The 12,826-nt window shown below is 69.8% G+C and carries 18 protein-coding genes; 9 read left to right on the top strand and 9 right to left on the bottom strand.

Annotation, left to right across the window (positions count from 1 at the left end; genetic code table 11):
- Nucleotides 1–48 precede the first annotated feature (48 nt).
- Entirely contained in the window at nt 49–900 is an 852-nt protein-coding gene (locus AB0B39_RS09635; RefSeq protein ID WP_357492244.1) for an alpha/beta hydrolase, read from the bottom strand.
- Nucleotides 901–1,087: 187 nt separating this feature from the next.
- Between AB0B39_RS09635 and AB0B39_RS09640 the strand changes: the two genes are divergently transcribed.
- The 5 genes from AB0B39_RS09640 to AB0B39_RS09660 all read left to right on the top strand — a co-directional run bounded on the left by AB0B39_RS09640 (nt 1,088) and on the right by AB0B39_RS09660 (nt 4,098).
- The gene (locus AB0B39_RS09640; protein WP_357574003.1) at nt 1,088–1,399 is read left to right on the top strand and encodes a hypothetical protein; all 312 of its coding nucleotides are present in this window, start codon (nt 1,088–1,090) and stop codon (nt 1,397–1,399) included.
- Entirely contained in the window at nt 1,393–1,677 is a 285-nt protein-coding gene (locus AB0B39_RS09645; RefSeq protein WP_357574004.1) for a hypothetical protein, read from the top strand. Before AB0B39_RS09640 ends, AB0B39_RS09645 begins: the two co-directional genes overlap by 7 nt.
- A gap of 67 nt (nt 1,678–1,744) precedes the next feature.
- Complete coding sequence (locus AB0B39_RS09650; protein WP_357574005.1) at nt 1,745–2,611, top strand: metallophosphoesterase; 867 nt, start codon at nt 1,745–1,747, stop codon at nt 2,609–2,611.
- Nucleotides 2,612–2,757: 146 nt separating this feature from the next.
- Nucleotides 2,758–3,654, top strand: coding sequence for an alpha/beta hydrolase-fold protein (locus AB0B39_RS09655; RefSeq protein WP_357574006.1), 897 nt, complete (start codon nt 2,758–2,760; stop codon nt 3,652–3,654).
- 48 nt (nt 3,655–3,702) lie between these two features.
- Entirely contained in the window at nt 3,703–4,098 is a 396-nt protein-coding gene (locus AB0B39_RS09660; protein ID WP_357574007.1) for a hypothetical protein, read from the top strand.
- An 8-nt stretch (nt 4,099–4,106) separates the two neighbouring features.
- Here the strand turns inward: AB0B39_RS09660 and AB0B39_RS09665 are convergent, their stop codons facing one another.
- The 4 genes from AB0B39_RS09665 to AB0B39_RS09680 all read right to left on the bottom strand — a co-directional run bounded on the left by AB0B39_RS09665 (nt 4,107) and on the right by AB0B39_RS09680 (nt 7,112).
- Nucleotides 4,107–4,880 (bottom strand): hypothetical protein, encoded by a 774-nt coding sequence (locus tag AB0B39_RS09665; protein ID WP_357574008.1) that lies wholly within the window; start codon nt 4,878–4,880, stop codon nt 4,107–4,109.
- A gap of 112 nt (nt 4,881–4,992) precedes the next feature.
- Nucleotides 4,993–5,286 (bottom strand): DUF1330 domain-containing protein, encoded by a 294-nt coding sequence (locus AB0B39_RS09670; RefSeq protein ID WP_234583779.1) that lies wholly within the window; start codon nt 5,284–5,286, stop codon nt 4,993–4,995.
- A 33-nt stretch (nt 5,287–5,319) separates the two neighbouring features.
- On the bottom strand, nt 5,320–6,753 hold the full coding sequence (locus AB0B39_RS09675; RefSeq protein ID WP_357574009.1) for an MFS transporter: 1,434 nt from the start codon (nt 6,751–6,753) through the stop codon (nt 5,320–5,322).
- Nucleotides 6,750–7,112: a MarR family transcriptional regulator gene (locus AB0B39_RS09680; RefSeq protein ID WP_255786965.1), complete on the bottom strand. Its 363-nt coding sequence runs from the start codon at nt 7,110–7,112 to the stop codon at nt 6,750–6,752. The genes AB0B39_RS09675 and AB0B39_RS09680 overlap by 4 nt, the downstream gene beginning before the upstream one ends.
- A 263-nt stretch (nt 7,113–7,375) precedes the next feature.
- On the opposite strand from AB0B39_RS09680, the gene AB0B39_RS09685 reads away from it, so the two are divergent.
- A complete protein-coding gene (locus AB0B39_RS09685; protein ID WP_357574010.1) occupies nt 7,376–7,843 on the top strand; it encodes a hypothetical protein in 468 nt (155 codons plus the stop codon).
- Complete coding sequence (locus AB0B39_RS09690) at nt 7,836–8,744, top strand: alpha/beta hydrolase (RefSeq protein ID WP_357574011.1); 909 nt, start codon at nt 7,836–7,838, stop codon at nt 8,742–8,744. The genes AB0B39_RS09685 and AB0B39_RS09690 overlap by 8 nt, the downstream gene beginning before the upstream one ends.
- Nucleotides 8,745–8,817: 73 nt before the next feature.
- Here AB0B39_RS09690 and AB0B39_RS09695 read toward each other — a convergent pair whose 3' ends face one another.
- The gene (locus AB0B39_RS09695) at nt 8,818–10,071 is read right to left on the bottom strand and encodes a helix-turn-helix domain-containing protein (protein WP_357574012.1); all 1,254 of its coding nucleotides are present in this window, start codon (nt 10,069–10,071) and stop codon (nt 8,818–8,820) included.
- Complete coding sequence (locus tag AB0B39_RS09700; protein WP_357574013.1) at nt 10,058–10,219, bottom strand: hypothetical protein; 162 nt, start codon at nt 10,217–10,219, stop codon at nt 10,058–10,060. The genes AB0B39_RS09695 and AB0B39_RS09700 overlap by 14 nt, the downstream gene beginning before the upstream one ends.
- A gap of 194 nt (nt 10,220–10,413) precedes the next feature.
- Between AB0B39_RS09700 and AB0B39_RS09705 the strand changes: the two genes are divergently transcribed.
- Both AB0B39_RS09705 and AB0B39_RS09710 read left to right on the top strand, forming a co-directional pair.
- Nucleotides 10,414–11,163 (top strand): helix-turn-helix transcriptional regulator, encoded by a 750-nt coding sequence (locus tag AB0B39_RS09705; RefSeq protein ID WP_357574014.1) that lies wholly within the window; start codon nt 10,414–10,416, stop codon nt 11,161–11,163.
- 12 nt (nt 11,164–11,175) lie between these two features.
- Complete coding sequence (locus AB0B39_RS09710; RefSeq protein ID WP_357574015.1) at nt 11,176–11,646, top strand: NUDIX domain-containing protein; 471 nt, start codon at nt 11,176–11,178, stop codon at nt 11,644–11,646.
- On the opposite strand, the gene AB0B39_RS09715 is transcribed toward AB0B39_RS09710, so the two are convergent.
- A complete protein-coding gene (locus AB0B39_RS09715) occupies nt 11,634–12,188 on the bottom strand; it encodes an HDIG domain-containing metalloprotein (protein WP_357574016.1) in 555 nt (184 codons plus the stop codon). The two genes, AB0B39_RS09710 and AB0B39_RS09715, sit on opposite strands and share 13 nt — an antisense overlap.
- 235 nt (nt 12,189–12,423) lie before the next feature.
- Nucleotides 12,424–12,771 (bottom strand): hypothetical protein, encoded by a 348-nt coding sequence (locus AB0B39_RS09720; RefSeq protein WP_357574017.1) that lies wholly within the window; start codon nt 12,769–12,771, stop codon nt 12,424–12,426.
- Nucleotides 12,772–12,826: the final 55 nt, after the last annotated feature.

Below are 12,826 nucleotides of genomic sequence, written 5' to 3' on the forward strand. Positions count from 1 at the left end.
GCCGCAGCGTCATCGTGACGCTGGCGTCCGATCGGCTACCGGTACCCCTCAGGCGCGAGCCTTGGCCGGCTGCTTCATGAAGTCCATGATCGCCTTGTTGACCTCGTCGGCGTGCGTCCACGGGATGCCGTGCGGCGCCCCCTTGAGCGTGATGAGCGTGCCGGTCGGCATCATCGGGCCGAGCCGCTGGCCGGTCACCGGGTAGGGCAGCACCCGGTCCTGGTCACCCTGCACGATCAACACCGGAATATTGATCTTCGGCAGGTCCTGCCGGAAGTCCTCCTGCCAGGCGTCCACACTGTCGTGGGTGGCCTTGCCGGAGGCCATGGCGCCGATCTGCCAGTGCGCCCGGTACGCCTCTTCGCTGACCCGCTTGCCCATGTTCTGGTCCGGGTTGAAGAACGCGTCGCAGAACGACGTCAGATAGGCGAAGCGGTCCTTGATGATGGCGTCCTGGAAGCCCTTGAAGAGCTTGCGGTCGACGCCCTCGGGGTTGTCGTCGGCCTTGGCCAACATCGGTTGCAGCGGGCTGAGCAGCACGGCTCGGCTGACCCGCTGGGAGCCGTAGTTGGCCAGGTAGCGGACGACTTCGCCGGTGCCCATCGAGTGACCGATCAGGGTGGCGTCGTTGAGGTCCAGCTCGGTCATCAGCACGTCGAGGTCCGCGGCGAACGTGTTGTAGTCGTAGCCGAAGGCCGGCTGCGCCGAGTTGCCGTTACCGCGTCGATCGTAGGTGATCGTCCGGTATCCGGCGTTCTGCAGCACGCTGGTTTCCTTCTCCCACGTTGCCCCGTTGAACGGGAAGCCGTGGATGAGCACCACGGGCTTACCGGATCCGTGGTCCTCGTAGTACAGGTCGATGGGTGCGGAGTTTTCCGTCCCCACGGTAATGAAAGGCATGTTTTTCTCCTGCTCCGGTATGGGCTGTCGGACGCCCCGCGCTTTCCCGTCGGGTCGCCGGATATGCGGCCGAGCGCCGTCGCCCAGGCCCGCCGGCCCGCTCCGGACGGCCGGTCCCGGCATCGACATTTATCAACCTCGTCGGTAGGGTCGCCGGTAGGAAAGTTTCGGCGTACGGGAGGTGGGCATGCTTCGAAAAGTCCCCGCGGCGCTGGCCGTCGGAGCGGCGGTGGCCGCCCTGGGCGGCACGCCGGCGCAGGCCGACCCGGTGGTGCCACGGCACGCCATAGTCATCTGCCAGAGCGCCAGCTTCTACGCCAACTACGACTCCGCCGGCGGCCCCACCGGCCTGAAGCGCACGCTCGTCTACGGCAACAAGATCGGCCACACCCCGGGCGCGCATCCGGTCTACAACGGGTGGGCGGCCACCTTCGACTTCAGCCCGAACGACTGGGGTTACCTGCGCTCCGAGTGCATCGGCGGGTACGACTCATGGTGAGGGCCCGGGTGACGGCCGGCGTGCTGGCCGGGATCGTCGCCGCGACCCTCGCCGCACCGGCGCCGGCGCAGGCCGCCAACGGCACCATCGGTCAGCGGGAGACGGTGTGCGCGAGTGACCTGTTCGTCCGCACGCAGCCCAACGGCGCATGGATGGGCACCCTCTACGCGGGTCAGACGTTCCTGGTCGAAGGTCCCCGCAGCGGCGGCTACGTCTACGGCTTCGCCTACGGGTACATCAACCGACGCGGCTGGGTGCAGGACGGCTGGTTCTGCTGAGCGGTCGGCCGGCGACGCGACCCGATCGGAGTGCCCCGATCCGGCCGCGGCGGCCTAGCCTCGATGCGTGAGCCCTTCGCCCCGGCTGCGAGCCGTCAGCGACCTGCACATCAGCTACGCGGAGAACCGCGCGTTCGTCCAGGAGCTCCGGCCGGACCACCCCGGCGACTGGCTGCTCGTCGCCGGTGACGTGGCCGAGCGGTTCGCCGACATCGAGTGGGCTCTCGGCCTGCTGAGCAACCGCTTCGCCCGGGTGGTCTGGGCGCCCGGCAACCACGAGCTGTGGACGCCACCCGGCGACCCGGAGCACCTGCGCGGCGAGACCCGCTACCGCGAGCTGGTCGAGCTGTGCCGGCGCCTGAGAGTCGTCACCCCGGAGGATCCGTACCCGGTGTGGGACGGCGAGGGCGGGCCCGCCACGATCGCCCCGCTCTTCGTGCTCTACGACTACACGTTCCGGGTCCCCCAGGCCAGCACGAAACAGGAGTCGCTGGCCCTGGCGTACGCGGCCGGGGTGGTCTGCACTGACGAGGCGCTGCTGCACCCCGACCCGTACCCGAGCCGGGAGGCGTGGTGCGACGCCCGCATCACCGAGACCGAACGCCGGCTGGCCGAGCGCGACCCGGCGCTGCCGACCGTGCTGGTCAACCACTACCCGCTGGTGCGCGAACCCACCGACGTCCTGTGGTTCCCGGAGTTCGCCCAGTGGTGCGGCACCGTCCGCACCCGCGACTGGCACCTACGCTTCGGCGCGTCCACGATGGTCTACGGGCACCTGCACATCCCCCGCACCACGTTCTACGACGGCGTCCGGTTCGAGGAGGTCTCGCTGGGCTACCCGCGTGAGTGGCGGCGACGCGGCCCGGTCCCAGACCCCGTCCGCACCATCAACCCCGCCGAGGACCTGCGCCGACGCGAGTCCGTCAGCGGGTGAGGCCGACCACCGACGCCAGCCGCGCCACGCCGGCCGGCGCCGGCTGCGCGCGGGCGACATCGGCGATGAGGGTACGCGCCAACAGCCGCCACCGAACCTCAAGTTCAACACCCCTCTGAGCTGAGCGCAGCGACTACGGTGACCGGATGCCGATCAGTCGACGCCGAATCCTCCAGTTGGTGGCCGCCGGCGGCGGCGTCACCGCGCTCGGCGCGGCCGGCATCGCCCTGGTCGACGCCGAGGTGCTGCCCGGCCGGTCGGTGCTCGACCACGCGCTGGGTCGCTGCGACGCCGCACCGCCGACCGCGCCGCAGGGCACACCCCAACCGCCGGTCACCGGCAGCTTCTGCTCGGCGGCACGCCGCCGGGAGGTGGCCTTCGCCATCTCCTACCCACCCGGGTACGCCCCGGGCGCCCGGCTACCCGTCTGCCTGGCCCTGCACGGGTACGCGGCCGACGCCCGCTCCGCCGTCACCGCCGCCCGGTATCCCGAGTTCCTGGCCGGCGCGCTCGCGGCAGGGGTGCCCCCGTTCGCGCTGGCCGCACCGGACGGCGGGGACGGCTACTGGCATCCGCACGCCACCGACGACCCGCTCGGCATGCTCGTCGACGAGTTCCTGCCGCTGCTGGCCGGGCGCGGCCTGCGTACCGACCGGGTCGCGGTGGCCGGCTGGTCGATGGGCGGATACGGCGCGTTGCTCGCCGCGCTGACCCATCCGGACCGGTTCCGGACGGTGGTTGCCACATCACCGGCGATCTTCCGCTCGTACGCCGACGCGGAGCGGGTCAACGCCGGCGCGTTCGACGGTCCCGACGAGTGGGCCCGGTACGACGTGACGGCCCGCGCCGCGCAGTTCGCCGGCCTGCCGGTGCGGATCGCGATCGGCGCGGCCGACCCGTTCGCGGGCGCGGTCGAGACACTGCGGGACCGGCTGCCCGACCCGGAGGTGGTGACCATCGGGGTGGGCTGCCACGACGGCGACTACTGGGCGTCGGTCGCCCCGGCGCAGGTGCGGGCGATCGGCGCCGCGCTAGCCGGCTGACCCGTAGCACCATCCGCCGGCCCTCGGGGCGTTGTATACGGTGCATCGGTGCATGAGCCATCCGTGCTGGACGGTCTGACGGAGATGACCGGCGTGCAGATGCTGTGGTTCGCCGACTATTACGACGGACCGTTGGATGGTCTCGCGCTGCTCGACGGCCGGGAGTACTGGTTCATCGCCGTTGCGGACGAGCGCGACTGTCCCGTTGATCAGGAACGGCGCTGCTACGTGCTCCATGCGATCTCCGAGGAGCAGGCAAGAGCGGAGTGGGCGGAGCACCGCGATTTTGTGGCAGTGGTGGGTGGGCCTGGGTGCGTACACACGCCCGCTTGTGCCCATGGTCCGGTTGATGCCGACGCGGCTGCTGCCTGGCACCGCGATCATCCTTGGGAGCTGCGGCCCGACCATTCCAGCGCGCCGGCGATCGGGTGGTTCCGCGGGTAGTGAGCTGACTAGTCCGGGTAGGAGTCGCGGATGACCAGCTCTCGGGTTTCGATGATGCCGGGCCAGTGCCGGGAGACCGGGTCGGTGCCCCGGCGCAGCCAGAGGGTCGTGCCGTCGGTGGCCGTCGCGGTCTCGATGACGTGCTCGGCGTCCGCCTCGATGCGGCCGGTCTCGACCGGGCCCATGCCCAGCCTCTCCGCCTCGGTGCGCAGGTCGGCGCGGGCGAGGTAGAGCAGGGCCGCACGGCCCGGGTCCACGCTGACGGCGGCCGGCTCGACGCGGGTCAGCCACGGCCCCAGCTCCTGCACGCTCCCGGCGATCGTGTCCGCCGGAACGGTGACGAAGAGCCGGGCGACAACCTCGGCCTCGGTCGGCCCGATGTCCAGGGTGCGGTCGGGGGTGAGGCCGGAGCCGTGGGTCGCGCCCTCCCAGCCCAGCTCCTGGTCGGCCCGATCGATCACCAGGCGGGTGGCGGGCGGCCCGGACGGGGGTACGTCGGTCTCGGCGTAGCGGACGTTGCGCGAGTAGCGGAAATCCTGATCGCGCCAGCCGAAGCGGTGCAGCAGCGGCTGCGCCAGGGCGTGCATGGCGCGTTCCTCGTTCCTGGCGACCCGGTAGCCCGACAGCAGCAGGTCCGCGCGGTCGACGTCGATGTCGATCCCGTCAGCGCCGAGCTCGTCGGCGAGCGGAGCGTAGCGGCGCAGAGTGTCGGCGGCGGTCGCGGTGCCGCGTTCCAGCCTGAGCATCGCCTTCATCCTGAACGGCGGCTTGTTCTTCGCCACTCGCCTCACCGCCAATCCGCGCCAGGCACGCGAGGCACCGTAACCAGCGGCTACCGAGTGAACAACCGATTTGGACCAGGCAGGATGGCGCCCGCGCCGACATCTCGGTCGGTCAGTCGATGCCCTCGACGATGCGGAAGTCGCGCTCGACGGCGTCGGAGAGGGCGACAAGCGCCTCCTGGTAGGCCGCACTCTCGTGCGCCGCGACGGCCTGCGCGAAGCTGTCGAACTCGATCACGATGGTGCGCTCGGCGATTCCGGCGTCATGCGCCACGACCCGACCGCCACGGACGAGGACCCGACCGCCCCCGGCCGCGACGGCCGGAGCGGCCAGCGCGTTGTAGGCAGCCAGCTTCTCCGGGTCTGAGATGGTGCGGTAGGCGCTGACCCAGTAGCCCTTGGGCATGGAACCTCCAGTGTGGGGATGAGTGCGTCTGGCTTACGGGTTGGTCTCGGACGAGCGTCGGCGGGCGAGAGCGAGGCTCGTCAGCGTGGTGATCGCCATGGCGCCGATGCCGACCAGCGCCGCTGTGGTGTAGGCGCTGTCGTCGGGGAAGCGGTGGCCGGGGCCGGTGCCCGCGGCGAGGATCAGGCCGCCGATGGCGCTGCCCAGGGAGTACCCGACGCTGCGGACGACGTAGTTGAAGCTCATGGCGCTGGACGTTTCGCTCTTGGGGGTGACGGCCAGGATGACGCCGGGCATCGCGGCCGAGAAGCCGCCGACGCCGAAGCCGAGCACGCCCATCGCCACGAACAGTTCGATCAGGTCCGACCGGGTCGCCGCGAACAGGGCGAACCCGCCGCCGACCACGACGGCGCTGCCGGCCAGGAGCAGGGGGTCGGCGATCCGCGTCCGGACCCGTGGCGTGAGCTTGCCGGCGACGAACCCCAGCACCGAGAACGGAATGAGGACCAGCCCGGCGACGAAGGTCGTCAGCCCGAAGCCGTAACCGGCGCCGTGCGGCGTCTGCGCGTACCGGGTGATGAGCGTGAGCAGGAGGTACATGCCGATCCCGCCGACGAACATGGCGAGGTTCGCCCCGGCGACCGCCGGGTGCCGCACCGCCCGCACATCGACCAGAGGCGTCGTGCTGCGCAGCTCGATGACGGCCCAGACGCAGAGCAGCACCACCGCGACGACGGCGAGGCCCGCCGCCACGGCGAGGTGCCTGCTCCACAGATTGCGTTCGCCGGCGAGGAACAGCACCAGGAGCAACGCAGCGGCCAGGACGACAGCGCCTGTCACGTCGACGTGGGCGGAGCGGCCTTCGGGGGCTTCGGGCATGGAGCGCCACGCGGTCAGGAGGGCGGCGGCGGTGACGACCAGGCCGAGGCCGTAGGCGGCCCGTACCCCGCCGAGCTCGGCGAGCAGTGCGGCCAGCGGGTAGCCGACGCCGGCCCCGATGATCGAGACCACCGAGATCAGGGCGATCACGGCCGCGCCGCGCTCCTCCGGAAGGTGGTCCCGGGCCACGCCCATCATCAGCGCCGTCAGCCCGAGCCCGACGCCCTGGGCCGCCCTGCCGACCAGCAGCCACGCGAACGGCAACGGCAGCACGGTGAGCGCGCTGCCCGCGACGACGACAGCCAGCGTGGCGAGGATGGTGGCCCGCCGGTGCGGGCCGGCTCCGAGCCGGCCCAGGACCGGTGTGGCGACGGCGCCGCTGAGCAGCGCGATGGTCAGCGTCCACTGCGCACTGCCGAGCGAGACGTGGAACGAGGTCGCCACGCTGGTGATGAGCGGCGTCCCGAGGCTGGCGACCGCCGCCACGACCAGAGCGATGAACACCAGGGCGGGGACCAGCAGCGGCGTTTCGGACCGCGCCACCGGGACCGCCTGCACCGCGCCCCCGCCGACCGGCTGCCCGGTCACCGCCTCGACCCTTCACGGTCCTGGCTTTCGAGCTCTGCCAGATGCTTCAGCGCCGGAAGGGCCGCCACCAGCGCCTCGACCTCGTCGCCGGTCAGCTCGCCGATCAACCGCTCGAACGCGTGGACGCCCGCCTGGCGGCGCGTCCGGACATAGGAGGCGCCGGCCTCGGTCAGGCACACCAGCGTGACCCGCTTGTCGGACGGGTCGCTGCGCCGCTCGACAAGGCCGGACTCCTCCATCACCCGGACCAGGGTGGTCATCGCGGGCTGGGTGACGCCCTCGACCGCAGCCAGATCGGTGATGCGCCGCGGGCCGGTCCGGTCCAGGGTGGCCAGGGTGGCGGCGGACGTCAGGCTCATGTCCCGGGGCAGGCGTCTCGCGGCCCTGGTGGCCAGGGCGTAGAGGGCTGCCCCGATAGCGGCGGACGCCTCAGCAGTGGTGTCGTGATGACTCACACGCGAAGCATAGCAGTTTTATATTCAGCCTTTATGGAAATGCCGTGTCAGTCGTCGGTGAACGGGGCGCCGGTCGACCGCACCGCCCACCGTGCTCACGCCACCGTGCTTGACGCTCGACGTCAAGTACTTGACGATGAGCGTCAAGTAGCGGCGGAGGAGGCAGCATGGCGCCAACCGACGAGGAACTGACCGAGCATCTCATCCGGTTGATCGACATCCGCCTGCTCGACCCCCTCGAAATCCTGGTCGACGGCCACGACGCCATCGACCCGCTGCGCGCCGTCATCCGGGAGCGGGCGCGATCCTGGGCCGCCACGATCGTCAGCGGCGACGACCGGGCCGCCGTCGGCGTGATCATGCGCGCGATTTCCACCCTCTACCCGGGGGACGGACCGTTCGACCCGCCCATCGATTGGTGGCGCAGTCCTTTCGGCCAGGCCGTCGCGCGACGTGTCGGCCACCCGACCGCCGAATCCGTGTCGTACGCGGTGGCCGGCGCCATGCTCGGTATCACCCGCCAGGGCGTCCACGACCTGGTCTCCCGCGACAAGCTCGCCCGCCACCCCGAAGGCGGCGTGCGCTCGACCTCCGTACGCGACCGACTGCTCAACGAAGGAACCCGACGTGCCTGAAACCTTTGTCGACTCCGGGTCCGTGCCCATCGCGATCCGCGACTTCGATGGACCCGGACAACCGCTGCTGCTCCTTCACGGCGCCGGCGGCAACCTCGCCCAGATGACCACCCTCGCCGAGCACCTGCGCCCGACCTACCGGGTGGTCACCGTCGATCTGCGTGGTCACGGCCGGTCTGGAGACGGCCCGTGGCGCTGGGACGACGTACTGGCCGACCTGGCCGCCGTCACCGATCACCTCGGCCTCACGTCCCCAGCGGTGGTCGGCGTCTCCCTCGGCGGCATGCTCGCCACCCTCTGGGCGCAGCGTCACCCGGAGTGCCCCGGCGTCGTCAGCTTCGACGGCAATCCGCCGCTCAACCGTCCGGACCAGCTCGCCGGGCTGGATCCGGAGCAGGCCGAGACCGAGCTGGCAAAGCTGCGGGCCGTCTTCGACGGGATGGCCGCGATGCTGGCCGAACCGCTAACCGCTGAACAGGTGGCCGCCATGCGTGCGGGGCAGCGGGCCATGGCCCAGCGCTACGGAGCCGCACCCGACGACTGGGTCGCGGCCTTCGAACGCAACCTCGTGCCCGGCGACGACGGCCGCAGCCAGCTGCGGCCCGCCCCGGACCTCACCCGGCAGCTCCGGGACGCCATGGACTCCCTCGACCTGATGCCCGCCTACCGCGACGCCCGCTGCCCGCTGCTGCTCGTCCTCGCCACCGAGGACCTGCCCGAACAACAGCCGTTCCACAGCCTGTACGAGGCGTACCGCAAGGTCACCGCCGATCGGCTTGCCACTGTGGACAACCCGTCTCTGCGGGTGCGGCACCTCGCCGGCGCCAGCCACGCGATGGTCGCCGAACGCCCACAGGAGCTCGCTACTCTCATCACCGACTTCCTCAGCCCTCAGGACTGAGGGCGACCCCGCAGGAGCCCGCCTCCTGGCGAAGGTCGAGACGGCGTGGCGGATGGAAGCCGACGCACGTCCGTCACCGGGTAAGCCCGACCAGCGTCGCCAGTCGGGCCACGCCGGCCGGCGCCGGCTTGGCACGGGCGACATCGGCGATGAGAGTACGCGCCAACGGCCGCCACCGAACCTCGGCCGGCGCGACACTGTCCGCGTCGACGAGCGCTCGCGCCGCCCCGCGCAGATCACCGGCGTGCAGGTAAATCCGCGCGGCGTCGAGCAGGTAGGCGCCCCGATACTCGGCCGGCAACCGCCGCCACACCTCCCGTCGAACGATCGTCGTGTGCCGTGCCAGTGCGCTGTCGGCGTCACCCCGCTGCGCCGCCACCAGCACCCGAGCCATGTCGACGGCGACCGGCCGCCCGAAGCTGGTGCCGCACGAGTCGTCGTACCCCCGCAGGTCGACGGCGACGCCCGCGGCCCGGTCGATCAGCTCGGTTGCGCGGCGGTGCTCGCCGCACCCAGCGGCGGCCAGCGCGGCCTGGACCAGCAACGTCCCACCGACCGCCCAGGTTCGACGGTCTCCCCGGCGCTGTCCCCCGCCCTCGCTCCCGCCCCGCTGATCAAGAGGTTCGGGTCGACTTTGATCTCCAAAAGTGCCGCAAACCTCTTGATCACCCACGTGGAGTGCCGGTGGAAGGGTTCGGTTGGCCGCTGTCAGGGTCGCCGACAGGGCCAGGCGGTCCCGGCCCGACGCGCGCAGCGCCTGAGCCACTGCGACAGCCACTGTCGCCGCGAGGACTGGGGCGTCTTGGGCAGCACCCATGGCCCGGTCGGCGGCCAGCCAGGCGAGGTCGGCCTCGTCGAGCTTGACCAGCAGCAGAGCGGTGACGCGGTACGCCTGCGTCAGCACCTCCGGCGACCCCGCGCCCTGGGCGGCGTCGAGCAGGCTCGGCACCGCCCGCACCAACTGCGGGTAGTTCGCGTGCTGGTAGGCCAACCAGGCGTGCCCGATCTGACGCCTCAGCTCATGCATGTGTAGCGAGGTCGGCGGGGTGTCGTAGCGCGCGAGGGCGGCTCGGATGTCGTCCACTCCGGCCGGTGTGCTCGCCGGGGCGCTGGGCGGTTGACCGAGCAGCACCTCTGGATCGACCCGCAGGACGCCGGCCACCTCCTGGATCACCGAGTACCGATCCAGAGGCCGGACGCCCCGCTCGACCTTGTCCACCCAGCTCTTCGACCTGCGCAACCGATCGGCAAGCATCTGCTGCGTCATCGACCGTCGCACCCGCCAACCGGCCACCCGGCGACCGATGGGGAGGTCATCGCTGCTCACGCTGCCACCGCCGGTCCGGGACCGCACGGGTCGTGTCGTCCACAGGTACACGCTCCGCCTCGGCCTGATCCAGGAGGCGCTGCTTGGCAGCCTCCCGCTCGCTCGCCTCAACCTGTTCACCCTTGCTCGCCGTCTCGTCGCCGCGCATAGCCACCTCCATAAGGCCATCGGCGCGGCGATCACGTTGGCTCGTCGCGTCCTACCTGGATGGCACGTGTTGTGAATTCAGGCTCTGCGAACTCGTGATGACGACTTCACCGTGAGTTACGGACGAATGGGGACGTCCTTGCTAGGGTGAGTCGTCCCCGATGCCGTCCCCGAGCCGAGTGAGCAGGAGACGCGATGCCGAACGACCGCCTTCGCAACGGGATGCTCAAGAAGGGCCTGACGGCATCGGCACTTGCCGAGAGAGTCGGTGTCGACCCGAAGACTGTCGAGCGGTGGGTCACCCAGGCTCGCATCCCGTACCCGCGCTATCGCCACTCCATCGCTGAGCTACTGGAGGAGAGCGAGTCGTATCTCTGGCCGGATGCGCTTCCGACGCAGCGAGCCGTGCAGATCAGCCAGTCAGAACTGGTCCACATCTACCCGCGTCGCGGAGCCGTTCCGACCGATCTCTGGCAGCGGCTTCTGGAGCAGGCCACCCGGCAGGTTGGTGTCCTGGTCTACGGAGGGCTGTTTCTGCCCGAGTTCAACCACCGCTGGATCGCGACCCTGCGCGAGAAGGCTTTGGCCGGAGCGCAGGTGGAGTTGCTATTCGGCGACCCGGAGGGCGTGCACATCGCCGAGCGTGGAAACGCCGAGGGCATCGGCCCAGCGATGTCCAACAAGATCCTGAACGCGTTGGCCTTCTACAAGGAGCTTCGGGATCTGGACAACGTCGGGATCTACTTCCACGACACGATTCTCTACAACTCCATCTACCGCTTCGACGACGAGATGCTGGTCAACACTCATCTCTACGGCACACCGGCCGCGTACTCACCGGTGCTCCACCTGCGACGTCTCGGCGGCGGGGACCTCTTCGACAGCTACGTCGCCAGCTTCAACCGCGTGCTCGGGCAGAAGCGGGCTGTGTGGCCTGAACACTGACAGGCTGGAGCCATGGCGCGGATCGAGCACTTCGACAACCCGAAAGCTCCCAGGCCGAACAGGATCGTCGTCGCAGTGACGGTCTTCGTCCAGGACGGCCAGGGCCGGGTGCTGCTCATCCAGCGGACCGACAACGGCCTCTGGGCGCTGCCGGGCGGCGCTCAGGACTTCGGCGAATACATCGCCGAGACAGCCGTGCGGGAGACGCGTGAGGAGACCGGCATCGAGGTCGAGGTGACCGAGATCGTCGGGATCTACTCCGACCCTCGGCACGTGGTGGAGTACAGCGACGGCGAGGTACGGCAGCAGTTCTCGATCTGCTTCCGCGCCCAGTACCTTTCCGGTGATCCGACGACCAGCAATGAGTCCTCGTCCGTGGTGTGGGTGGCCCGTGACCATCTGGACCGACTCCCGATGCACCCTTCGATGCGGCTCAGGGTCGACCACGGATTGCAGCGGCGCCCGGTCCCCTACATCGGCTGAGCTGACAGGCGACGTTCGGTCCTGCGTACGGCGTCTTGGAGCATTGGCTCAGCTCTCTGCCAAAACCGCGTCACGACGTCGTCCGGCCCGTAGCGCTGCCGAATCTCCGCCAGCCTCTCATCGACGGTGAGATCCTGCCCGTCCGGGCCAGTCGTCATGTCCGCGTACCAGAGAGCATCCGAGGTCGCCGTCTCCTCGCGCGGGAACTCATTGGCTAGAGCCTGTCCCAGACCGCGCTCGTCTGCCTCATAGACAGCGCAGGAGTGGTGGGCAACCAAAGCAGCGACACGGTCTCCGAAGCCATGACTCCGAAGCCATCGCGCACCGTCAAGCGCGTGGAAGCCCGTGTCGGCGACGTCGGGGGCATACCCGATGTCGTGCAGCCAAGCAGCCGCCGTTAGCAACTCCGCATCATCTCCGACCAGGCGCGCAAGCCCTTCCGCCTTCGCCGCCACTGCTTTCACATGAAGCCAGCGACGGGGTAGGGCATCTTGCAGATGACGCTGCGAAGTTGTCTCGGCTAACCCGAAGGACGGACTCACGCGGGAAGTCTAGAACCCTGGCCGGCGCCCCTGACGCCCTAGAAACGCCCTGATAAGAAGGTGCGGTGGCCTACGCATTACGAGACCAAGATGGGTGATCCTGCGACGTGCCAAAGTCAGCTCCTAACAGCGGAAACGCCTCTCGACACCTCTCACCGCTCCCTCGCCGTCCGTCGACCTCTTGTGGACCAGATGCGGACTGGCACGTCGGGGCCGAGGCGATGCGCAGCCGATGTCATGCCGACCTGCGAGCGTACCCAAGAACCGCGTAAAGCCAGTGATCGAAGTACCGGTCCAACGCCGCGTCGTCCGCGAGGTCCAGAGCCAGCCACTCTTGAGCCGCACGAACCATCTCTAGGCTCGCCTTCTCCTCTTCCTCTGGCTTGAGTTCCACCCAGTCAGTGAACGCCGCCCACTGGAGGTACAGACTCATCCTCAGCGCGTCGTCGAGTTCCGGAGGCCCCACCTCCTCCCAGAGGTCGGCCGCCGCCTCGTAGGCGCGGTCCGCAACCAGGATCCGTTGGAACAAGCGGTTGACCTCGTCTAAGTCAAGCCCCGTGCCTTCGATGTAGCTGCTGGTCACGCTAGGAGCCTTCCACCGGACCCCCACATTTTAAAGATCATGCGGTCTATCGACG

This window comes from Micromonospora sp. NPDC049114 (assembly GCF_040648635.1).
Taxonomy (GTDB): Bacteria; Actinomycetota; Actinomycetes; order Mycobacteriales; family Micromonosporaceae; genus Micromonospora.

Excerpts from the sequence above, each read along its gene's own strand:
- AB0B39_RS09705 (WP_357574014.1), top strand. The coding sequence starts at position 10,414 with ATGCCGAACGACCGCCTTCGCAACGGGATGCTCAAGAAGGGCCTGACG.
- AB0B39_RS09700 (WP_357574013.1), bottom strand. The coding sequence starts at position 10,219 with ATGCGCGGCGACGAGACGGCGAGCAAGGGTGAACAGGTTGAGGCGAGC.
- AB0B39_RS09680 (WP_255786965.1), bottom strand. The coding sequence starts at position 7,112 with ATGAGCCTGACGTCCGCCGCCACCCTGGCCACCCTGGACCGGACCGGC.
- AB0B39_RS09710 (WP_357574015.1), top strand. The coding sequence starts at position 11,176 with ATGGCGCGGATCGAGCACTTCGACAACCCGAAAGCTCCCAGGCCGAAC.
- AB0B39_RS09655 (WP_357574006.1), top strand. The coding sequence starts at position 2,758 with ATGCCGATCAGTCGACGCCGAATCCTCCAGTTGGTGGCCGCCGGCGGC.
- AB0B39_RS09640 (WP_357574003.1), top strand. The coding sequence starts at position 1,088 with ATGCTTCGAAAAGTCCCCGCGGCGCTGGCCGTCGGAGCGGCGGTGGCC.
- AB0B39_RS09685 (WP_357574010.1), top strand. The coding sequence starts at position 7,376 with ATGGCGCCAACCGACGAGGAACTGACCGAGCATCTCATCCGGTTGATC.
- AB0B39_RS09645 (WP_357574004.1), top strand. The coding sequence starts at position 1,393 with ATGGTGAGGGCCCGGGTGACGGCCGGCGTGCTGGCCGGGATCGTCGCC.
- AB0B39_RS09670 (WP_234583779.1), bottom strand. The coding sequence starts at position 5,286 with ATGCCCAAGGGCTACTGGGTCAGCGCCTACCGCACCATCTCAGACCCG.
- AB0B39_RS09635 (WP_357492244.1), bottom strand. The coding sequence starts at position 900 with ATGCCTTTCATTACCGTGGGGACGGAAAACTCCGCACCCATCGACCTG.